This is a genomic window from Pseudoalteromonas porphyrae (assembly GCF_001298125.1).
Classification (GTDB): domain Bacteria; phylum Pseudomonadota; class Gammaproteobacteria; order Enterobacterales; family Alteromonadaceae; genus Pseudoalteromonas; species Pseudoalteromonas neustonica.
In genome coordinates this window covers 139,544-162,421 of record NZ_LHPH01000004.1, presented here as the reverse complement: position 1 = coordinate 162,421, position 22,878 = coordinate 139,544, and the positions used below count along the sequence as shown (strand labels likewise).

General features: G+C 40.2%; 16 protein-coding genes. 3 read left to right on the top strand and 13 right to left on the bottom strand.

The annotated features are described in order from the left end of the window. Nucleotides 1-78: 78 nt before the first annotated feature. From ADS77_RS05075 to ADS77_RS05025, 10 genes are all read right to left on the bottom strand, one after another. Nucleotides 79-576: a lipocalin-like domain-containing protein gene (locus ADS77_RS05075; protein ID WP_054453245.1), complete on the bottom strand. Its 498-nt coding sequence runs from the start codon at nucleotides 574-576 to the stop codon at nucleotides 79-81. 305 nt (nucleotides 577-881) lie between these two features. Continuing rightward, the gene (locus ADS77_RS05070) at nucleotides 882-1,301 is read right to left on the bottom strand and encodes a hypothetical protein (protein WP_054206758.1); all 420 of its coding nucleotides are present in this window, start codon (nucleotides 1,299-1,301) and stop codon (nucleotides 882-884) included. A gap of 429 nt (nucleotides 1,302-1,730) precedes the next feature. Then, nucleotides 1,731-2,030 (bottom strand): type II toxin-antitoxin system RelE/ParE family toxin, encoded by a 300-nt coding sequence (locus tag ADS77_RS05065; protein ID WP_054453244.1) that lies wholly within the window; start codon nucleotides 2,028-2,030, stop codon nucleotides 1,731-1,733. After that, nucleotides 2,018-2,275: a type II toxin-antitoxin system Phd/YefM family antitoxin gene (locus ADS77_RS05060; RefSeq protein ID WP_054206756.1), complete on the bottom strand. Its 258-nt coding sequence runs from the start codon at nucleotides 2,273-2,275 to the stop codon at nucleotides 2,018-2,020. The genes ADS77_RS05065 and ADS77_RS05060 overlap by 13 nt, the downstream gene beginning before the upstream one ends. A 634-nt stretch (nucleotides 2,276-2,909) precedes the next feature. After that, the gene (locus tag ADS77_RS05050) at nucleotides 2,910-3,362 is read right to left on the bottom strand and encodes a hypothetical protein (RefSeq protein ID WP_054453240.1); all 453 of its coding nucleotides are present in this window, start codon (nucleotides 3,360-3,362) and stop codon (nucleotides 2,910-2,912) included. 427 nt (nucleotides 3,363-3,789) lie between these two features. Then, on the bottom strand, nucleotides 3,790-4,173 hold the full coding sequence (locus tag ADS77_RS05045; RefSeq protein ID WP_054453238.1) for a hypothetical protein: 384 nt from the start codon (nucleotides 4,171-4,173) through the stop codon (nucleotides 3,790-3,792). A 232-nt stretch (nucleotides 4,174-4,405) separates the two neighbouring features. Beyond that, on the bottom strand, nucleotides 4,406-4,759 hold the full coding sequence (locus ADS77_RS05040) for a biotin/lipoyl-containing protein (RefSeq protein ID WP_054453236.1): 354 nt from the start codon (nucleotides 4,757-4,759) through the stop codon (nucleotides 4,406-4,408). Nucleotides 4,760-4,830: 71 nt separating this feature from the next. Next, nucleotides 4,831-11,169 carry a DNA repair ATPase gene (locus tag ADS77_RS05035; protein ID WP_235575706.1) on the bottom strand — a complete coding sequence of 2,113 codons (6,339 nt, stop codon included), beginning with the start codon at nucleotides 11,167-11,169 and terminating at the stop codon, nucleotides 4,831-4,833. Nucleotides 11,170-11,251: 82 nt separating this feature from the next. Next, nucleotides 11,252-13,354: an SPFH domain-containing protein gene (locus ADS77_RS05030; RefSeq protein ID WP_054453234.1), complete on the bottom strand. Its 2,103-nt coding sequence runs from the start codon at nucleotides 13,352-13,354 to the stop codon at nucleotides 11,252-11,254. 60 nt (nucleotides 13,355-13,414) lie between these two features. Then, on the bottom strand, nucleotides 13,415-14,029 hold the full coding sequence (locus ADS77_RS05025) for an OB-fold-containig protein (protein WP_054206750.1): 615 nt from the start codon (nucleotides 14,027-14,029) through the stop codon (nucleotides 13,415-13,417). Nucleotides 14,030-14,537: 508 nt separating this feature from the next. Here ADS77_RS05025 and ADS77_RS05020 point away from each other — a divergent pair. Further along, nucleotides 14,538-15,323, top strand: a complete 786-nt coding sequence (locus ADS77_RS05020; RefSeq protein ID WP_054453232.1) for a putative porin — start codon at nucleotides 14,538-14,540, stop codon at nucleotides 15,321-15,323. 61 nt (nucleotides 15,324-15,384) lie between these two features. Here the strand turns inward: ADS77_RS05020 and ADS77_RS05015 are convergent, their stop codons facing one another. Then, the gene (locus ADS77_RS05015; RefSeq protein ID WP_054453231.1) at nucleotides 15,385-16,875 is read right to left on the bottom strand and encodes a dipeptidase; all 1,491 of its coding nucleotides are present in this window, start codon (nucleotides 16,873-16,875) and stop codon (nucleotides 15,385-15,387) included. A gap of 231 nt (nucleotides 16,876-17,106) precedes the next feature. Here ADS77_RS05015 and ADS77_RS21530 point away from each other — a divergent pair, with 231 nt between their 5' ends. Further along, entirely contained in the window at nucleotides 17,107-17,274 is a 168-nt protein-coding gene (locus tag ADS77_RS21530) for a DUF2986 domain-containing protein (RefSeq protein WP_064485885.1), read from the top strand. A gap of 210 nt (nucleotides 17,275-17,484) precedes the next feature. Here ADS77_RS21530 and ADS77_RS05010 read toward each other — a convergent pair whose 3' ends face one another. Then, the gene (locus ADS77_RS05010; protein WP_054453229.1) at nucleotides 17,485-18,144 is read right to left on the bottom strand and encodes a hypothetical protein; all 660 of its coding nucleotides are present in this window, start codon (nucleotides 18,142-18,144) and stop codon (nucleotides 17,485-17,487) included. Between the two features lie 267 nt (nucleotides 18,145-18,411). Then, nucleotides 18,412-20,574: a TonB-dependent receptor gene (locus tag ADS77_RS05005; RefSeq protein ID WP_054206746.1), complete on the bottom strand. Its 2,163-nt coding sequence runs from the start codon at nucleotides 20,572-20,574 to the stop codon at nucleotides 18,412-18,414. Between the two features lie 430 nt (nucleotides 20,575-21,004). On the opposite strand from ADS77_RS05005, the gene ADS77_RS05000 reads away from it, so the two are divergent. Next, nucleotides 21,005-22,543: an FAD-dependent oxidoreductase gene (locus ADS77_RS05000; protein ID WP_054453227.1), complete on the top strand. Its 1,539-nt coding sequence runs from the start codon at nucleotides 21,005-21,007 to the stop codon at nucleotides 22,541-22,543. Nucleotides 22,544-22,878: the final 335 nt, after the last annotated feature.

Genomic DNA, 22,878 nt, shown 5'->3' with positions numbered 1-22,878 from the left:
TAAAACACAAAACACCAAAATTACATAGCCTGAAAAAGCCAAGGTCACAAAAGGAGTACTCTCTTAGTTTTTTAATGCCTATTCAATGCGTTTGAATGTTGAACGCAAGTAACCGTCCTGATCCCCCAAACCGAGTTCAATTAATGGATAAAGTCCTTCTTGGATCATAGTATTATCAATAATAGTGATCTTGAAAGGAATAGATACTCCCTCATAGTTTGGAAAGCTAGAATATTCAATATGCTCAATTAATGTATCATTTTCGTAGGTATAGCGGCCCAACGAACCACCATAATTGTCAAATGCTACAACTTTTTGATCTGCCGTTAGTTGATATGAATTAAACCTTGGTCGATTTGTGCCAATACTTGAAAACGCAAAATGACTGTCTGTAAATATTTTAATCATTTTACGGTTTTTACCATCAAAGGTAGTGTATTCCTGTTCTCCAATAGCCAATGTTTCTAATTCTAATTGCCACTCACCTTCTAGCGCATTTGGTTGAGGGTTATCGCCTAATGTTTTACAGCCAGTTAAAAGCGCTACCACTAAGGTAAAAATAAATAAGATTCGCATAATCTTACATCCTTATAATTAATTAAGATAAAACCCATCTTAGTTACTTTTCGGGGACAAAACAACAAATGCAAAAAAGACAAGTGGGCCTGTGACTACTCAGCAGGCTCACATAGGATGAGTGTCTTCTTAGTGTTTATTTTACTCTAGGTAATCAGTGTTTAGCTTCACAAGATTTAGTGCCATTGAAAGTGTTTGGGTAGATATTTATCACGGGAGATGAACCGTCCATAGCACTTCCTGTTAATAAAAAGCGCATGATGGGTAATGTGGGGGCCGGCGGTTAGAGACCTCCGGTTACCCGATTACGTGATGTCACTAAGCTCAAAGCAAATTTCCAGTTCACCTTGTGTATTCGGAAACCAAACCTCACCTCTTTCTGAGCTAGCGTTTAAAAAACCCAAAGAATACTTTTTTGCGAGACTAAACATTTTTTCGAAAGCAGGTTCACTTTGCGACCAAGCAAAGCCAACGTATACAACTACCTTCCCAACACAAATATCAGCTAAGGTATCATCTTCGAGCTCTTTTGCGAAAGGGCCGTTCATTGGGGGAAAATCATTTATGAGCTCCATAAAAAAAAGCCGGAGTTTATCAGTCGTTACTGAAGGGTCGTCATAGTCATGCTCTTCTGCCCATTCAGACTGGTCATCATACCAATCTGAGAAGATTTCTAATTCTCTAGGTGCTTGTTCTGCATCAAATACCATTAAATCATAACTCATGGGGCTATCCTTGAAATCACCTAACGAGCCTGTAGAATAACTCGTTTTTAATTTATTTTTATTGATGGTTCAACCATAGCTGAGATCCTATTTGGGTTCAATCGGTTACTTCGATTTTACGTAAAATATAAAAAGAGGGCTTGGTGTTGTTTTAATGGGCTTTTTTAAGGTATTGCAGATGTTTGAGTGGCTTTTTGAGGTGATAAGGGCTTAGCCCTATTAATGCATCGTGTTTCTCAGCTTTTCTAGGTTATGAACAAGCCAATACAACTGCCGCACAATGAAGTGAAGGCAGGCTCGATACAGGCAAGTCGTTTACCATTGTTTTAAAAACGTGTTGCCCTGTTTTTATTGGCGCTTTTCTAAGTAATAGGATAGGTGTAGCCTTTGTTTTCTTTTATTAACCTCAGGGCGTGTTGTTAGGCGTATTTAGCTCTGTAGAAGAAATCTACGAAGATCTCGCTCTTGACGCATGACATGTAAAATATAAACTTTGTCGCTATCCACTTTATAGAAAATACGGCAAGGATTAACATGAACTTCACGGTAATTTAAGTTGCTTAATTCAAGTGGCCTTTTACCTGATTCAGGCTGTTCTTCTAGCCTAGATATTTTATCAAATACTTTTTGAGTCAATTTCTTAGCCGCATCAATATTACTTAAAGAAATATACTCAGCAATATCGTTTAAATCATTAAGAGCTGGAGAGGTCCAAATTATTTCAGCCATTTGCTCATTTTTTCTTTTGCTTCTTGATTCGAGAATGTATTACCGTTTTTGATTGCTTGCTCACCACGTGCAACCCCCTCAAGAATTGCCATTCGTTGTTGCATAAATTCATAATCTTCAACATCAACTAAATAAGCGGATGGTTGACCATGCTCAGTAATTAAGACTGGTTCTTTAGATATATGAAGATCAGCTAAAATTTTGGTAGCTTGGCGCTTAAGTGTCGTAACAAGTTCAACTTTCATAATAAATTCTATTTAGAACTCAAATAATGTATCACTATAGTATCACAAGGGTTCGGATTTACAATTATACGGCTAACATTTTAGTATTTAGCGACAGGCGGTTTGTGTTGTATAATTGCTTGCTGAACGAAGCCGCTGCGCGGCAGAATTAATACGCACCTTTCGTGATAATATTAAATACTTGCTAGATGCCATCTATTTTGGCGGTCTATCTAGGAGCTTAAAAAAGGACAGCGTAAAAAAGGACAGGCATATATTTTGCCGGATAATAATGTGCTACTGGCGGCAGTGGCGCTCTTTATCAGGTATAGCACGCACAAAAGTACGCAGTTTAATGAAATTAGGGGTTAGCGAACGACTCACCATAGCCTGTGGTATCACCAGTACCAAAAGTAGGCGCTTGGAAGCGAAGGCCCTTGTAGAAGCTCAAAAACAAAAGGAATTAACATTGCATTAGGCAATGATTACTTCGCGTCACAAGGTTTAGTGTCATTGAGAGATATTTGGATCAATATCCATTACGGGAGATGAACCGCCCATTGCACTTCCTGCTAATAAAAAGCGCATGATGGGTGGTGTGGGGGCTGGAGGTTAGAGACCTCCGGCTACCCGATTATACATACATTACACCACACTAATTATCAAAATCTCTAGGTTTTGGTGGCGGAGGTATGACCTTGGGAGGACTTTTAACTCCTAACAACTCACTTATATTAAGCTTAATGCTATTACCACCGCACATGACAAGCCCGCCAGTTTCAGTGGTGGAATAATTTAAGTAAATATCATAAGTATTTACCAAATCAGGGTGCACAACTATACCTGCCTCTTTATAACCAGGGTAGAAAAATGCATTGGTAAATTCTACGCTGATATGTTGTTCATTCTTTTTGTACATATAAACAGACGTTAAGTAAGAGTCACCATGTTTTTCAGGTGCAAGAATTTTATAGAGCCTAAGATTCTCTAATTGATATTTCTCATCAAATTGAGCAAAAGGTACATCTTCGCTCTGCTTTTCATCACCACATGCGATAGACGGTAAAGAAAATATTAAAAATAAAAATGCGGCTAATGATTTTTGCACGGACTTCCCTGTATATATAACGAGCCTGTAGAATAACTCGTTTTTAATTTATTTTTATTGATGTATTAACCATAGCCGAGTTCCTATTTTGATTCAATCGACAACTGACTTTCACGTAAATATAAAAAGAGGATTTGGTGTTGTTTTAATGGGCGTTTTGAAAGGTATGACAGGTGTTTAAGTGGCTTATTTAAGGTGATAAGGGGTTACCCTTATTAATGTATCGTGTTTCTCAGCTTTTCTAGATTATGAACAAGGCAATACAGAGTTGTCGCACAATGAAGTGAGGCATTCACTTCATTGTGCCCGCAAGGTTAATTTGTTTATTCCTTTATTGACTGTACCTTTATTGACTGTAACATTGCGACTTTTCAGATCTATGTCTTCTTAATAATATTTCCAACTACCCGCTTATATTTGAAATACTCTACTTTCCAAAGACTGGTGGACTTAGATTCAGCTGTAACTTTATTTTTTCTCTAAATTCAATTGGAAAATCAATTGTAATATCATGCGATGTAGCCTTCCCCGAAGAAAAGTGTCGCTTTGATGAATATAGAGCTTCTTCAATTGGCTGTAAAGGTAGGGAAGAAGGCGTCAAATCCAAATTTTCAATTTTAACAACTTTCCCCTTTTTGTTAAAAAATATCTTAGCAGTTACCTTTCCAGTCTTCGCGTTAATGATCATTCCTTCTTCAAAAACTGGATTAGATACTTCCACAACTACTTCTGCTATATCGATATTCACCGAAGGCATGCAAGCATGGCTTGAGAAGCTAAAAGCTAATAACGCAATAGAGAGATACTTCATAATTACCTTTCAAATATAGCAATTTAATTAAAGAGTACTTTCCCTATTTTTTGACTTGGGAGGAAAACACAAGAAACTATAAATACACACAGCTCTAATTATACCTGTGGATCAAATTTTGGCTTGATAAATCATACTAATATACACTCTGCTTATGGTTGTCTAGCAGGTGACGATTAAACATTATCGCCAATACGTTGAACGGGCATGCATAGTACTTGCCCAAGAGCCACTAACCCGCAGCTGTTAATTGTTGCTCTTTTAGCTGTTGTTTAAGTCGTGCGTTTTCAGCTTTTAAAAAAGCGACCTCTTCTTCAAGGGGTAATTTTTTATCCGCTGTTTGCTCACCGGGTAATTTTTCTCGCAAAAGCATAATTAACTGCTCAGAGTGAATAACATCGCCAACTTTGGCTTTAAAGTCATACACAATCCCTGCACTGGGTGCGATAACTTCAAGTACCGCTTTTTCAAGTTCAACGTCAAATAATGCTTGGTTAGCTGTAACAGCCTGTCCATCGTTGACATAAACTGCGGCAATTTTTGCCTCGCCCATTGAATCAAATAACTCTGGTGCTTGAATATCCATATTTATCATTTCCTTATAGTTAATATACGCACTCTCACTATTGAAGGTGCGTTTAATTAGATTGTCACCTGTTACAAAAGAGTTTGCCTAGGCATTGCGTCATCTTTTGTGTCAGTTTCAACGACTTTAGTTATTACCTGTGCAGGCTGATTTTTCATTGCTGTTAACAGCGCATCTAACGCCTGTTTGTGTTCATCGCTTTGTATGACTTGTTGCTCAGCATTTTTAACATTTTGTTGGGCCATTAACTCCAATATATCACGATTATTGTTGTGTTCTAGTTCATCTAATAGCTGATTAACTAAATCTGGCGCTAACTGCGCTATATTATTATCTGCCAACGCAGTGAGTATTTGAGCCAGTTGCTCACTGTGATCAAGCGATTTAAGCGCCACTAATAATTGCTCGCTCAACAACTGCATTTGCGCTTGGCTACCCGCTAATAATGCGTGTTTTAAATCATTAAGCGCAGCATCTGGCGTACTATTGGCAATTGCACTTGCTAGCGTGTTTAACTCAGTTTTAGTATTTAATTGCTCAGTTTGCATATTAAGTGCTGTTATTAATTGCTCAAAGCTTTGTTGGTTATTATTGTCACTTGTAACCTGCTTAAGCTGATCTAATGTTTCACCAAGTTGCGTTAGCTGCTGATGATTGTTATTGCTATTAATTGCTTGCGTTAACTTTTCGCCTAGGTTGTCAATTTGAGCATGGCTACTGTTGCTAGCAACCGCTTTTATCAGCTCATTTAACTGGGCTTTATTATCAAGTGGCGCTATATATTCACTTAATTGTTGACCCAGCATGCTCAAGGTTTGGTTACTATTATTGGCCGCAACCACTTTAGCTAACTCGCTCAATTGTGCGTGATTGTTATTACTTGCAACGGCATTACTCATCTGCTCTAGTTGCTGGCTAAGCATGTTCAATGTTTGATTATTATTATTCGCTGCAACGAGTGTAGCTAATTCATTCAATTGCGCATGATTATTATTACCTGCTACCGCATTGGTCAGCTCACTGAGAGCGTCTTGATTGCGAAGTTGCGCTAAATGTTCACCTAGTTGTTGCCCCAATACATTAATGGATTGATTGCTATTGTTTGCAGTGAGCACTTTGCTCAATTCATTGAGCTGTGAATGATTGTTGTTATTTGATACCGCAGCAACCAGCTCAGTAATAGCCGCTTTATTATCAAGTGGTGCTAAATGCTTGCCTAAAGCTTGTTCTAAGTTATTAAACGCTTGGTTGGTATTGTTTTCACTGGTCGCTTTGGTGAGGGCGTTAAGTTGGCTGTGGTTGTTATTACTTGCAATTGCAGCACTTAATTGCTCAAGTCCACTCTCATAAGGCGTTTGCTTAAAGCCGTTATCAAGCGATTGCGCAAGTGCGGCCAATGCGTGCTTATTATCTAGCCCTTGAATATTAACGCCTACACTTTGCAGTAAATCACTGTAATCGTGGCTTAGGTTATTTTTACTGAGCTTACTGGCAATGCCCTCAAGTGATTCATGTAAATACCCCATTTGCTCAACAGCCATCATGACTGGGCTGCCTGCTCCATCGAGTTTATTTAAGCGCACAAAGTCTTCTTTAATTTGGCTGTAACGAGCGTGATCTTCTTGCGTTAATGTACCACGCAGTTCACCCAGTTTGAGTAAGTTCTCTTCAGAGCCTTTACTGAGTGTTTGCGCTTCGCCGCGATAATGATCGCGTATAAGGTTTTCAAGCTCTTCGTCATTCATGGCAGCTACGACCTTCTCCGCCATTTTGTTCATGTTACGGTAACTACCTTGGAGCTTAAATGGGGGCTCGGTACGGTAATTATTATCTTGTGCGGCGGAGGCTATATACTGGGCGTTAACTTTAAGCACGGTATTACGAATGGTCATTAGTCGCGTGAGTACGGCTTTAATTTCGTTAGCTTCGGCCTGTGAGTACCCATGTTCCATTTCATTTAATGAAATGTCTTCGCCTTGGCAAATACGCACTAATTTATATAAATCGTCCATATTGCGATTAGCCAGTGGCGCTAATACTGAATTGGAGGTCAGTGCATTTTCAATAAAGCTCATGGCAAATTCTTGCTCACAGCCTGCCAAAGTATCACCTAAGTTATAAATATCGGCGCGGTTAGCTAGCATGTCAGGAATTTTAAAGCTCTCGCCAGATTCCGTATAGGGGTTACCGGCCATCACTACAGCAAACTTTTTACCGCGTAAATCATAGGTTTTACTTTTGCCATTCCACACGCCATCAATTCGGCGTGAGCCATCACACAATGAAATAAATTTTTGTAAAAACTCTGGGTTGGTATGCTGAATATCATCCAAGTAGAGCATTACGTTATTGCCCATTTCAAAGCTTTGGTTAATTTTTGCAATTTCTTTTTCAGCGGTGGCATTAATTGCCTGTGCTGGGTCTAAAGAAACCTGATCATGCCCTATCGATGGGCAATTTACTTTAACAAAGGTTAGCCCTAAACGGTTTGCAACGTATTCAACCAAGGTTGTTTTACCGTAACCTGGCGGCGAAATAAGTAATAACATGCCCATTAAATCGGTGCGTTTATTTTTACCCGCGGAGCCAATTTGTTTTGCTAAGTTATCGCCAATAATTGGAAAGTACACTTTGTTGATCAGCTGATTACGTACAAACGAGCTAAGCGGGCGTGCTTTAAATTCGTCAAGCTGCAGACGCTCTTTTTGCTCAGCCAAAATATCGCTGCGTAATGTGTGATATTGCTCAAATGCAGGTACTTGCTCGGTGATGTATTTACGCGTGCGAGCATAAAACTCAGCGTAATCTACATTCAGTATTTGCTCTTGCACTCGCTTATGTTGGCCCATAAGGCGTTCAACCTGCGTTATAGGGGTAACATCGAGTACATGATAATGCAGTTTTGTTGTTGCACTTAAATGCGCATAGTTTGCAGCTTCAGCCTGCACGACGGCATTTACTTTATCACTTTGCATGCAATAGGCGTTTACCCAACTTAAAAATAATAATGCACGTTCATCAGTTTGCGTTACATTTTCGCATGCATGATTAAGCTCGTTAATATAGCCTTTTGCTTTGGCGTCACTACTAAACTGCTCAGCTAAGTTTTTGGCCTGCTGAGAAATAATAAACTGTTGTTGTTCTGCTGTTTTTTGTTGCGCTAACTGCTGCACTAAGTAAGCGGCGGCTAAGTCACTTGATAAATCAGTAAAGCGCGCGCGCAGTTTACTTATTTGCGGTAAATACTCTGCAATTTGCTGACTTAATTGCTCATTCAAGGAGCTGATAAAACTGGTTGCACCAAAATGTTTATCCATCAAAATGGCATTGATCGCTTGATGGTAAAATGTATTCAGTTGTGCGGTTGATAATTGTGCGCTAAATAACTGCGCCACAATCCGACAACTTGCAGGGTAAATAAGCAAATCTAAGCTATTTTTTTGAGTCAATAAGGTGTCAATAATTGCGCATGCATCGTGATCGTGAATACCTTTTTCGTAACCCTCTTGGTAGCGCGGCTCAGCAAACTTTTGCACTAACGAAAGTAAGGTATCTTCTTTTTGTGCCTGTTGTAACTGTACAAAAGTAAGCGAGTGCTCACTGTTTTCACACGCAAGCAATATTTGCGCAGCTAAATACTCACCACGATAAACCTCGTCATTCTCAGAGACCAAGGTTTGTTGCCACAAATGGCGACTTTGCTGTAGCGTATTAAGACTTTGCTCATCTGTTATTGGTTCAAAATAATCAGTTCCCGTTAAGTGCAGCATTAGCTGCTCATCGCGCGGCAATAACGTTAAATCAAGCAGCTGCTTATTTACGCTAAATGCGTGTTTACCAATACTGACTGAATTACCGCCATCAGTAAAAATGTCTTGTTTGTCACGCAGTGAGCGAATGCCCTGATCTTTACTCGCTTTGAGTTTTGATTGAATATCATCGGCACGTATTTCATCGCCTAACTCTTTGAGCTCAGTAGTCAATGCGCGTAATTTGCTGATCATAGGATCGGCAGCAAAATAGGTATTGAGCGCATCAAGCTCAGTAAAGCTTTGCGCGCGGCGGTTTACGCCCTGTAAAATACGCTCTGCAGCGTTAGCTAAGTTAAGTGCACGGCGCTGGCGAGTATCAATTAAGCTTTGTTTGTGCGCTTCAAAGCTTTCGTATACGTCATCGCGCTTTGCAATAATCTCACTGAGGTATTCGTCAAAGTCACTAAATTGCGATTCAAGCTCTTCGAGCTGAATCAGTAATCGAGATAATTGATCGTCACACGCTTCTGGTGTTTTGGCGTTATTTAGCGCGTTAGTAATACTTTGCGAAAACAGCTTAAAGCGTGCGGCAAATTCGGCTTTTGCTTCAACACTACCCAGACTTTTTTGACGAATTTCAATACTGGCTTTAGCGCGATTAACCAGCGCATAAACAGCACTGATGTCTTCTAATATTTGCGTGCGTACGCGGCTGTCATCAATGTCTAAATCAAGCATGGTGTGGTTGAGTAAATCAAGCTCCACGCTTTGCGTATCAAGTTGCGCTATATACGTTTTTAGCTCGCTGACACTTTCGCTTTTACTGCTGAGTTCTTCCAGCTCTTTTAGTTTTTCGTGGTACGGTGCTAATGCGCTATCTTGTTGTAAAAATGAAGCTGTTGCTTGGCTTACTTCGCCAAGCCTTTCATCAATTTGGTTTTGTAGTGCGTTAAGTGCATCTGTATCTATATACTTAATGTCTTCAAGGCTGATCACTTGCCCTTTTAAGATTTTTAACGCATCAATACCCTGCACAAACTGTGGCGCAGCTTTAAAGCTATCTGGGCGTATGTCACGAGTTACATCAGTATATTGTTTATTAATATCCACCAAGGCTTGCTTGGCTTTGTTTTGAATTTCAGTAACTTTTTCAAATTCATCCAGCACTTGCTCAGCAGTTTCATTAATGCTGTGCAGGTTTTGAGCAATTTCAGTAAACTCACCTTCATTAAGCCAATGATAACGGTCGAAAATATTACGACTTAACGCAATCATGTCTTCGTAATGAAATAGACTCGGGCTTTGTTCATTTATTGCTTTACAAACACTGTACAAGTCAGAAATACCGCGTACTAAATCAGGGTTACCTATTTTGCCAAAAAAGCTGGTCAGCGGCGGCGCATTCGCAGCAAATTCAGCTGATACAAATGGGCTTTGCCAAATTTGAATCGGGTGTACGCGTTCAGGTTCGTCTTTATCAGCTTTAAAGGTAAGCGTTAAACCATCGTTGTATATGCCGTAGCCGTGACAATAGATAGGGTTTTGCAGGTTTTTATCAATAATATTGTATGCAAACAGTGCATAACGACCTTCGCTTGGCTCATAAAATACGTATAAAACATCTTCGCCGTTAGGTGACTTTATCTGCCTGTGGAATTCAAGATCTTCTATTTGCTCTTCAAACGATCGCGCTTGCCCTGATTGTAAATAATAACCACCGGGAAAAATAACACCGTGATCTTCAGGTAAAGTAACGCAGGCACTGCCAATGGCATCTTGGCGAGCAACCTGCTGAGTACGCGTATTAAAAATAAAGTAACGCCATGTTTTTTCGCGATACGGGAGTATTTTTATTAGTACTAAATCGCCCACCAGCGCGTATTCCACATCACTATCAGCAAGAGATTGGTTTTTATCATCAACCGGCTCTTGGTAAATACCTTCACCGGTATCTGTGCTGTTTTCAATTTTAATCGTGAGTGAACCACCTATGGTCTCCACAAAAACTTGGTCAGCAATATTAATATGGGCATGGCGCCCTTCTACGTGATCACTGCGGTCAGTTTTGAGCCATTCAAAATCGTAGTCATGGGCGTGTTGAATATCACGTTCGCCGCGGTTATCTATATAATTGATGGTATTGTCTGGGTGAATTTCCCAGCGAAAAACCCGCACATCCGATAACTTGTCGCCAATTTGGAATAACGCAAACAGCTTGCCATTTTGTTGGTATAAGTGCTGTAAACTGGTTTGTTTGTAGTAAGTATAAAGCTCTTCAAAATCTCGAATAAAGCGCGTATCAGTTAAAAAACGGGTTTGCTCTGGGTAAGCTTCCACTTCAAAGTGATCGTCTTGCTCTACTAATTTTTGTACGCTAAACACGTCGTTAATTGAGGTTTCTTTTTTTAACCCAAGTAATACGTTATAAGCAAAAATAACTTTATCGCCTACAATTACAATGTCACGCGGTGTACAATTTTGCTCCGTACGAACTCGCACTCGCCCTTTAACTTGTAATTCTGTACTGCCAAACTCCGTTATACGCTGCTGATTAACTTCATCAATTTGCGTTTTTAAAGTCCCGCCAAAATTACTTAAGCGGCGTTTAATTAAGTCGTATGAGCCTTGCTCTAGCGCTTGTTGTGTTGCGTCCGTCATGAAAAACTATCCTGAAATTTAATTAAAGTTAGCCGTAATAAGTAATCTATTACGGCTAAAGGGATGAAACTTAGAAACCAGACTAGTCTTTTGTATCTAGCTTAATTTTATCCTCTAAACCACCACCTAAATTGCCACCTAACATACTCAACAATTGGCTTTTTTCAGCCGCTGTTGTATTACTTAACTGCTTAAGTAACTTGCTCATATTAAAGTTTTTAAGTGTTTCAGCTGAGCCATTGGCCCCTGCTAGCACACCTTTTAGGTCTTCAATTAAATTACGATCACCGTTTAAGTGATCTTTAAACACTGTTTGCACAGTTTTACTTTCATCAACTAGGCCATCAATTGATTTACCTAAACTGATTGCACTCATAAATTGATTAAAGAACTGGCCATCACCACCCATAATATTGATATCGGCATCACCCAATGCTTTAGCCATTATGTGAGCTTGATGCTCTGCAATGTCTTTGCTTGCTGAAATTTTTGCCAGTACCAACTCTTTTTGTTGATTAAGCTGTAGCGTGAAACTCTCATAATCGCGGGCATCTTGATCCATAGAGTTAAGGGCTTGTAGTTTCTCTTCAAGGCCTTTTGCTTCTGCACGCATTTTACGTTCAAGGTTAATCGCTTCAACTTCACCTTGTTTCTCGTTTGCATCGGCCATCGCGGTTTGAACTTGCGCTTGAGATAAACCAATTTCACGATTACCTTGTGCTTCAGCCTCAAGTTTTTGACGCATTATTTTCGCATCTGTCTCGCCTTGAATTGCATTTGCTTCTGCCTTAGCTTTAATAACATCAGCTTCAGCAAGACCTTGTGCCGCGGTTTCAACTTGATGTGCCTGAGCAAGGATCTTTTTAGATTCAGCTTGCTGATTAGCAATTCTCAGCTCTGCATTGGCCATTGTTTCAAGTTCACGGGCTTTGTATTCTGCCGCTTGCTCTTGCGCTTTTGCCGCCTCAATGTCTTTAACTAATAACTCTTCTGCTTGTGCTTTAGCACGGATGATCATTGCGTCTTTTTCACGTTCAGCACCAGCGAGTACTTTCACGTCTTTAATACGCTCTTCTTCTTCAGCTACTGATTTTTCAACAATAACGCGATCACGTACTACGTCAGCGATTTCTTTACGCTCAACTTCCAGCGCTTTTTCTTTGTTGATACGTAGAATTTCAGTTTCTCTTTCGCGTTCTATTACTTCAATTTCACGCGAGCGCGCTACTTTCTCTTCCTCAATACCTAAAACGCGTAGTCTATTTTGTTCAGCAATATCCAGCTCACGCTGTTTATTTTGCTCGCTGATACCAATAGCTTCTTCAGACTGAATACGTGCTTGTTCTGATTTAAGGCGCTCTTCTTGACGTACTTTTTCAGCTTCGGCAAATTCGCGCGCTTTAACGGTTTCTATTTCTCGTACTTGGCGCGACATGGCATCTTGCTTTTGACGCTCAATTTCGAGTGATTTTTCGGTGGCTTCTTGATTTTGGATCTCAATTTTAGCGCGTTCGTCACACTTTAATTGGTTGGTCGATACGTTTTGTACAGCGGTCATTTCGGTGATGCGGCGAATACCTTCAGCATCAAGAATGTTTTGCGGATCAAGTTTATCAATCGACGTTTGTTCAAGGTAATCGATTGCTACATCTTCAAGCGTATAGCCTGATAAGTCTTGGCCAATCACTTCTTTTATATTGTCGCGAAATTCATTTCGATGAGTAAATAACTCAACAAAATCCATGCGCTTACCCACTGTTTTAAGCGCTTCTGAAAATTTGGCTTCAAACAGTTCTTGCAAAGTGTCGTGCTCAGAGGCGCGAGCACACCCTACATGCTTAGCAACACGTAAAATATCTTCTTTATTTTCGTTTACACGAATATAAAATGTAATAGCAATGTCGGCACGAATATTGTCCTTACAGATCAAACCACCTTTATCTTTACGCTCAAGTACCATACGTTTAGTGGAAATATCCATTACTTCCATTTTATGGATTACAGGATAAACAATACCGCCTGTAGTGGTGACATCGGGCTCATTTTTCATTTTATTAATGATCAGCGCTTGGCCTTGCTCTACTTTACGATAAAACTTGCCAATAATAAGCAAAATAGCAAAAATGACCGCTATTGCTATACCTACAAAGGTTAATATAGGTATGAGGTTATCTAAAAATTCCATGTTATGTCCTAACGTGATTATTGATTTGTTATATGTTACTTATTCCTAAAACGCAGGAAATTACCAAGGCTTTGCGGCAATAATGTAACAATGTTGCTCTTTGAGGTGATCAAGCAACACAGCAGTGTCGCCTGAAGTAAAGGGTTCGTTATTTTCTGCTCTGACTTCGATTAATTGCTCAGTACCTTGAAATTGAACGCGTGCTTGACCAAATGTATTGGTTACTTTACCTGTAACAACAATACACTCTAAACCAAGTAAATCAGAACTTTGGGAGGTTTCTGCGCTAGTAAAAAAGCGCTGAAGTGGGCGTGAAATAATAGCCGCAACGGGAATGGCAACCACCAAACAGGTTACTAGCATCACCACACCTAAAATATAAAATAAAGTGCCATCACCAAGTAAATAAGCAAAAAACTTATGTGCGTAAATACTGATTAACCAACTAATCATCACAACAAGACTAACTGACACCGTGATAGGTATGCCACCAAAGCCCATATTCAGCCATGAACTGATGCCTGAGCTTTGCGATGCATCAGCGTCAATATCAGATTCAAACATATCAATATCAGCAAAGCCGATTAAAGTTATTGCCCAAAACAACACGACAACCAATAACAGCGCTGAAAAAATAACAGTGGGAAAGGTAAGAGCTAAGTTTAAAAATTCCATATAACTGCAGTCCATTTTTTAATTACAATACTTGCATATAACTTTTTATCATCTAGCGATGTATTTGTTAAGTTATTTATACCTATTATGGGTTTGAAATATAAACAATGTAAATAACTTTTGGCTACGAATACGCTAAATTAACTAACGCTGCCTAGGGCGTGTTGACCTTTCGTGATTGATTTTGCAGCAGTATGTTTGGTATTTAGGCAAGGCAGAGCCTATGTGGTGTGGTTGCTCCCCATAAATAGGCGATAACGCAGTATAAATGCCAAACATGCGCTGCCCAAAGGGTTCTTCCTAGAGGCGATTAACTCTTTGTTGCTCGATTTTTACTTAGCCCACTAGGTTACAAATCTCGCGCCGCGATTAAATCGCCCCTAGATTGAACAAATTTCAATCCACAAAGGTCAACACGCCCTAGTATTTCACTTCTATAATTAGCGATAAATGCATTACTTAACTTAGAATGCTGAAATACAAACTTCGCTATTCTAAAAGGATATTTATGCGCTACTTAATCCCACTGTCACTTTTTGCTTTATCATGCTCCCTGCCTGTTATTGCATCGGAGCCTAAAACCCATCAATGGTTTAATACCGCAACATATAACACCTTAAAAAATATAACTAACGATAATGACTCTGTCGCGCTTTCTAGCCATTACTATTTTGCACCGCAACAACATTCTGGCGTATGGGATGATTTTGGTTACTTAGACACTGATACCAATATTAAGCTTGATTACCTTAATGCTGATGACGCAGACAACTTTGGGCTGTTTGCTGAGGGCTTTTATAATAATTGGTTTGCAAGTGTTGAGCTTGCAGACTTAGGTGAAACCGACGACTATTCATTAGGCTTAGGATATGTATTTGCACAGTCGCTCAAAGTGTCAGTTCGTTTAGCTGAGTTTAAAGCCGCCGATACGATTTATTGGTTTAAAGCTCAATACAATCATCAACTAAATGACACAGATTACCTTGGTTTTACGATTGAAACTGACGATGATATTGATACTTGGAATGCCTCTACGCGTTATTTTCACCACCTTAGTCATGAGCGCTATTTAAGTGTTGATTTAGCTTATGAAGACAATGGTGTTGATTCAGTATTCTCTGGTATGGCTAATTATTATTTTAATCGCAATGTGGCTATTGGCGCGGGTGTTGCTGATTCACATCTGCAACTTGAAGCTAAATATTTTATAAATAGCCAATATTATTTTGCGGCTCACTTTAGCGATGTTGAGGAAGGTGAACAATACGCAGCTAAATTTGTCGCACAGTTTTAATTAACGAACCTGAACGTGGTTAATTGCCGCTAATCAGCGGCAATTTATGGTATTTAAAGTATTACATATTTCCCAGTTCAATCATCATCGCGGTGTACATTTTTAAGTTTAACTTAAGCTGCTCTACAGTAATAAACTCATGCTCTGAATGGCCTGTGTAACGCTTTCCTGGCATTGATGGACCGAACGATACGGCATTATCAAATAGTTTTGCGTTTGTGCCACCACCAATCGATACAAAGCCCGCGTCTTTATCGCCAGTAAAGTGTTTAAATATATCAAGTAAAGCCTGAGCGTGTGGTGCGCTGTCGAGCAGCATTGGTTTACCAATCACGATATCAATATTACTCAACTTGGCTTTATTTACAGATTGCCAATTTGCCAAAGCGCTGTTTATTTGTGCGCGTAATACAGCTTCATCTTTACCAACTGGGCGACGCAAGTTCACTGCAAGTGTGAGTGCATTACCATCACGCTCAATCAGTGTTGGTGCCACCGTCATTGGTCCCATAAAGTTATGCTCATATGCTATATCACCAAAATCTTTACCGTGTATATCAAGGCCTATCAGCTGGTTAATAAAATGAATTGTTTGTGCATCGCTATTACTTTCAAGCTTAATGCCTTTAAAAAGTTCAGCTAAGTAGGCAATGGCATTCACACCCGACTCCGGCTCTGAAGAATGAGCTGACATACCTTTAACGCTAATTAATATTCCACTTTCTTGTTCGCTAAAGTTAAACTCTACAGCGTTTAGTGCACTCGCTGCATGTTTAAGCTTGCTAACTAATACTGTATCGGCATTATGTAATATAACACTGGCATCTTCCGGAATTTGGCTTTTAAATGCGCCACCTTTAAGTTCGCTTACATACGCGCTAGTTTGTGCCGATGTTGCATTAAAAGTAGGCTCAACCAAACTCCAGCCCTTTTCTGCCACAACTACAGGGTATGAGGCATCAATCGTCACCGCATACTTTGGTTGTGGGTAGGTCCTCATAAACTCTTCAAGGGGCCCCCAATCTGACTCTTCAGCTAAATAAATCATTAGCTCAATGCGATTATTAAGATCAATGCCCTGATCTTTTATTGCTTTCATTGCATAAAGCGCTGTGGCAATAGCGCCTTTGTCATCTTCTGTACCGCGAGCAATCAATTTGCCTGGCTCTGAAGTACTGTCGATTTCAAACGGGCTTTTTTTCCATTTGCTGGCGTTAGCGGGTTGCACATCACCATGGGTGACTATCGTTACTTTTTCTGTTTGCTTGCCCATGCCAATTAAAACGGTGTAACCCAAATCTTGATAATCAAATCCCAGCGCTGCTGCTTTCATTTTTAATAGCGCTTTAAAACCAATAAAGTCTGGGTTGTCTGGTGTATTAATTCCGTTTTTATTGACTGTTGGAAAAGAAACCATATTTGCTAAAGTGTGAATTTGTGCATCTTGGTATGTGTTAACTGCGTACTGCGCAACCGCATCACTACGACTATCTATATTGGCGTGAGCAGTTGCAGCTAATAACGCCAAGCTTGCTAAAAAAAATTGTTTCAAAGCGAGATCCTATTAAATTGATAGACCAAATTAGGTGACATCCAAGCCCAAGTGCAACTTTGAACTCTGCATCTTGAGGTGGTTTGGGTGATAAGTGTAACGCCGTTGATGATTTCGATGCTAGCTTTGTACCTATCGCAACAGATATTTTCTAATCGCATAATAATTCGATAGCTAATAGCGTTCATTGCGCTGTATAATATGCCACCATTTTTAAGGCGTGAGTGAGTTATGAATCGCAGAAAGAAGATAGTTACTAAATTTAATAGCAGGGACAAGCGCGCCAATGCAAAATTACATAAAAGTAATAAGCCCGCTTATGTCTCTAAAGCAGAACGTGAAAGATTAGCTTTACTTGCTGAAGAACAAGCAGACACTGTAGTAAGTGATGAAGCATAAAAATAAACACGCTTCATTCGTAAGTCTATAAAGGTCAATTCTCTGCCAGTTATCGTCTTTGAGTATAGAGATGTAGGGGCGATATTACATAAACAAGCGCAGGGAATTGACTGTTAGCAATTCCTGCACAATCATTACCGCCTCATTATCTTGTTTACTCGTGATTATTTAAATACGTCTCGTACACCAATAACAACCTCAGCGCATTAATCACTTTTTTTCTAACCATTTGTTCATTGCCTTATCGTAGGCGTCGGTTATTTTTGTTGTTGCGCAAGTGATACTCATAAAGTAACTATCTGGTAGATCATTTTTTGGCATTACACCGGCTCCAATCGATACTTTTTTAAAGCACTTATCACCAAAGCGATAGGTGGTGAATTGCATGCTTTGCTTCTCAATTTTTAATGGGTCTATGTTGGCTATTTGATGCTCTTTTGGGACTGTGAGACGCTGTGGTTGTGCTGAGTTTTGTGACTGTTGAAATGTTGATGGAAACGTATTTTGCTGTTTTTTTAGAATACTTTTCAAACCTAGTTTGAGGTCTATTTTTTTGTAGCTATTAGTGTCCTCTAGTGCCTTTGGCGCTGCAGGTTTTAATGGCTTTACTTGTTTTTTAATTTTTATAATCGTGTTTTCAGCAGGAATAATAGGGTTTTCAATCTTTTTCGGTAGTGTGGCTTCTTCTCGCTGAATGCTGGGCGTTTCTATTACAGGCAATGGATTAGGTGGCGGCATACTAACTATGTATGCTTTGATGGGTGGCGTTTCTACAGCAACTAGCACTGGTGTTTTTACGGTCATTATAATTGAAAAAACAATGCCGTGGAGCAGTAATGAAATAATAAGAGGCCGGTGCCACGTTGTCACAATGTTTATTCCCTAAACGATAATGCAATCTGACCATACAAGCTCTACAAAGTTCCTAATCATTTACACCTTGTTGTTATTTCCTAGATTCAATATTACGCTGATATTTTTGATTCAACTCAAGTTGCAAGACTTAAAGCCAAAATTGCTGTTAAGGTTACAATTATAAAACGAGAATCGTACTTTTAGCTGTATCAAGTTTAGTGATGAGCTGATGTAAAAAGGCCAAATAGTTTGGCCTTTAAAGCTTAGTTACCTTTTTTTTTATTAAAACGCATAACTCATCCCTAAATTAACTGAGCGCCCTTGCCCTGCTAGTTGATTAAAGCCCACGGTCATGTCTTTTTTGTATTGAGCAATACTCACCCCACCCAGTGGCAGCTGATAGTATTCATCAAGTAAATTAGTGACTGCCAACTTAACCGTCAGCTTGTCCCATGTTGCTTTGGTTTCTATGTTAAGTAAGCTATAGCTATCGGTTTTATTTTCAAAGCGGCGCGCGTCAACCCGCGTTTTACTATCAACCCATTCCCAACTTAAAGCACTTTGCCATTTACCTACTTGTTGCTCAATAGCTATTTTGCTATGCAATGGCATTATTTGATATAACGACTCATCGCTGTCATCACGTTCACCATGTGTTGCTGTAACTCCTGCTTTTAACAACCATAACCCTGCGTGTTTACTTTCAAAAATACGCAGCGCCGCATCAACCTTTACGCCGTACAATGTCGCGTCAATGTTTGAAAACTTTAAAATATTACGCTTAGTTGAGGCCATATCTGTACGGTTAAAGCTATCAACCACTGTGCCGTCAATATAATCATCTACTTTGCTGCGCCAAGCATTCGTTGTTATTTGCCATGATTCATCGGCTGCTGATTTAGTATAACTTGCACTTAATGTGTAGGCAGTTTCGGCTTCTAAGTCAGGGTTGCCTATATAGCCATTGCCGTCACCAAACCAGCCGATCATACTGGTTGACATTGTACTAACCCCCCAACTGTAACGCTCATATAAATTAGGCGCACGGTTTTTACGTGCTAGGCCAAGTTGTAATTCATCGTTTGCACCAACTTGGTAACGCAGCAATAAGCTGGCATCAACTAATGTATCAGTACGTTTGCGATCAAGGGCATTAAATTCTGCCGCGGCTGTCTCATTACTTTTTCCCATTGCATGCATCCCCTCCATGGATGGCATATTCTCCATATTTTCATGCATACCACCGCCCATCTTTGTCTCAGTGTAACCTTGTACTTCTCCTGCGTTTGTTGTTACATGCTCAATACGCGCACCAGCTGATACCCACCACTTTTTATTTAGCTGTTTTTGTAACTCAGCAAAGCCAGTAATACGATCGCGCTTACCGTCGTTTATATTCACATAGTCATTTGGTCCCATCATCATTGAGCCTTGTACTGCTGGCCACCAATCATCAATGCGATACCCATAGTATTCTTGACCTAGCAACAACTGAGTATCTGCATCAAAGTCCAAACGCCAGTTAAGTTGATAGCTAATATCTTGCGCGTCCGTATTCATTGGCATCATGCCGGTTTTTTCTGGGGTAAAAAATCCCATTTTATGTTTCACATCATTAAAATTAACCTGAGCCTGAAACTCACCACGGTCAATTATGCGACTATATTGCGAGATAAAACCGTAACTGGTGTTATCGGTCATATCCATATATTGATTTGCAAAGCCCTGAAACGGTATTTTTTGATGCGTTAGTTTAATTACAAACTGCTGTTTTTCATCACGAATCGCGCCTGTTAATGCATGATTTTGAACGCGATATAGCGTATCAAGTACTAAGTCGCCACGACCATCGTCATAACTATCAGCATCCTCAAATGCGCCTTGATAACTTAATGTAAAGCTATCGCTGGCCAAGCGTGCGCCTACACCCACGGCTTTTGCATGATTAATACTACGATACTGGGCTGATACATACCCTGAGTGCCAATCAAGCTCTGCTACTTCGCTGTACTGTGGTGCAATTGAATTCACTTTAATCACACCCGCTATATTATCGCCACCAGCACTTACCGGTGAGATCCCTGCAATAACACTATACGACGATACTTGATTCGCTGATATGTAAGACAAAGGCGGATTCATTTGATTGCCGCAAGCTGCTGTAATATCAGCGCCATCTACAATGACTTTTACGCGGTCACCCATCATGCCATTTAAAATTGGTAGGCTAGATACGCCTCCAGCCGCAGAAAAATTAACACCGAGTTCACTTAACAACTGCTCAGCTGAACCTAGCATTTCGTGCTTATTGGGGTTTTGCCCGTGCACTTCAATAACTTCGATTGATTCATCGGCGATGGCAAAAGGCGAAAGTAACATTACGATGCTCAATGCAACAGGTGAAAGTACACATTGCGAGTTAGAAAGTGAAAAGTGACTGCTCATTTTATTCTTTAATTACAACAGGTTTAAGATGCCTAAAGTATATACTCTGGTGAATACACTGAACACGCGACAAATTGTCGCACCTCTATACCCAAACCACCTCAAGATGTGAGTTTCAGTTGGAATTAAAAGCGATTTAGGCAATCAATTCCTTATAAAAGTAACGCAGTATAAATCGCTTTTAAACCAACCCTTTGGGCGTTTCACAGGCACTTACTCTCATCGTTGTTACTTCTTAAAAGGGATGGCCATTGTTGCAAAGTAACGCCTTGATATTAAGCCCCTGTGAAACGCTGAATTCTGCATTTTGAGATGACTTGGGTATATTAACATTCGATATCTAACGTGAGTATTTTTCATCGTCCTGCAAGGTGATTTTTTTTACATTTGAGGTACAGTTAATACACTAAAAAATAATAATAGGTTTCACATGGATCGTCGTCAGTTTATGGGGTTTTCAGCCGCCTCTTTTTTCTTAACCGCCTGTGGTGGTTCGTCAAACTCAAAGCAAGCACCTGTTATTGGTATTCAACCCGTTACGCCTCCTGTTGAGAGCGTACTGACAAAAAGCCAATGGGAGGAGTTAAAAAGCAGCCTTGATGGACAGTTAATTTTGCCCACAGATAACAGCACATACCCAACCGCACGATTGGTGTTTAATACTCGCTACGATCATATTTACCCACAAGCTATTGCCCACTGTGCTAATGAACAGGATGTGATCACCGCTTTGTCATTTACCGAGCAACACTCTATGCATGTTACCTCTCGCTGCGGGAGCCATAGCTACATAGGTAACTCAACAACCCAAGGGTTAGTGATTGATGTAACCCCTATGGACTCCATTTCTATAACTGCAAACACTGCAACAATTGGTGCTGGCGCTCGACTTGCAGATGTTTACGATAAACTCACCGAGAATAATGTTGCCGTTGCACTTGGCAGCTGTTTAAGTGTAGGTATCGCAGGCCTTACGCTCGGCGGTGGATTTGGCGTTGTTGGTCGTGCTTATGGGTTAACATGCGATAGTTTAGTTGCCGTTGATATTATTAGTGCGCAAGGTGAAAAGTTAACCTGTGATAAAAACCAGCATAGCGATTTATTTTGGGCACTGCGCGGAGGTGGCGGCGGGAATTTTGGTGTCGTGACTTCATTTACGTTTAAAACCCACGCAACCAGTGACATTACCGTTTTTGAAGCAAACTTTTCATTCGCTGATTTTGAGAAAGTGATGGCAAGTTGGCAGGCATTACCTGATCTTTGGCCTGATGAAATGTGGGGGCAATTTTTACCTGATTGGAGTAATGGCACCTCCAGAGTCAATGTTCGTGCATTTTGCGTAAATTCTGCCACAGACGCAACACCATATTGGCAAGACTTTATGCACAGCATTGATGCAACGCCAAGCTCTAACACTGTAACCACCGCCCCCTATCGAGACGTCATGTTAGGTACTTGTAGCGCGTCAGCGACCGCTTGCCACTTAGCGACACAGTTTGAGGGCGGTAGAATGTCACGCAGTGCTTTTGCAGCCAGTTCTGATTTTTTTGATAAAGAAATACCACCCGCAGGCATTAATACGCTTAAAGAATATATTGAGAAAAGCATCGTTGAAGGTAACCGAGGGATGATTATTTTTAACCTTATGGGAGGTAAAATAAGCCAGTTTGAGCCAAATGAAACCGCATTTTTCCATCGTAATGCCCGCGTAAGTGCTGAGTATTATACCGCTCTGCCACTTTCAGCGTCAGACAATACAATTGATGTAGCCCAAAAATGGGAGAATAGTTTTCGCCAAATTATGTCGCCGTGGAGCTCTGGCGGCGCATACGTTAATTACTTAGACCCTCTCATAAATGATCCGCAGTCAGCCTATTTTGGTGAGAACTTACTTAAATTAAAGCAAGTAAAGCTGCAATATGATCCAAATTGGTTATTTAAATCATCGCAAGGCATAGCACCAGCTTAAGTAACCTAAACTCTGGTTAGGATGTGTTGACCTTTCGTGATTCATTTTGCAGCAGTCTATTTGGTATTTAGGCAAGGCAGCGCCTATGGTCTGTGGTTGATCCCCATAAATAGGCGATAACGCAGTATAAATTACAAACATGCGCTGCCCGAAGGGTTTTTCCTTGGGGTGATTAACTCTTTGTTACCTACACGGATCTAAATAAAGGGCATGAGCAGGACGCGGAAGTTTTGCTCAATTTTTATTGAATCACAACATACAAACCTCGCGCCACGATTAAATCGCCCCTAGATTGAACAAATTTCAATCCACAAAGGTCAACACGCCCTAATTAA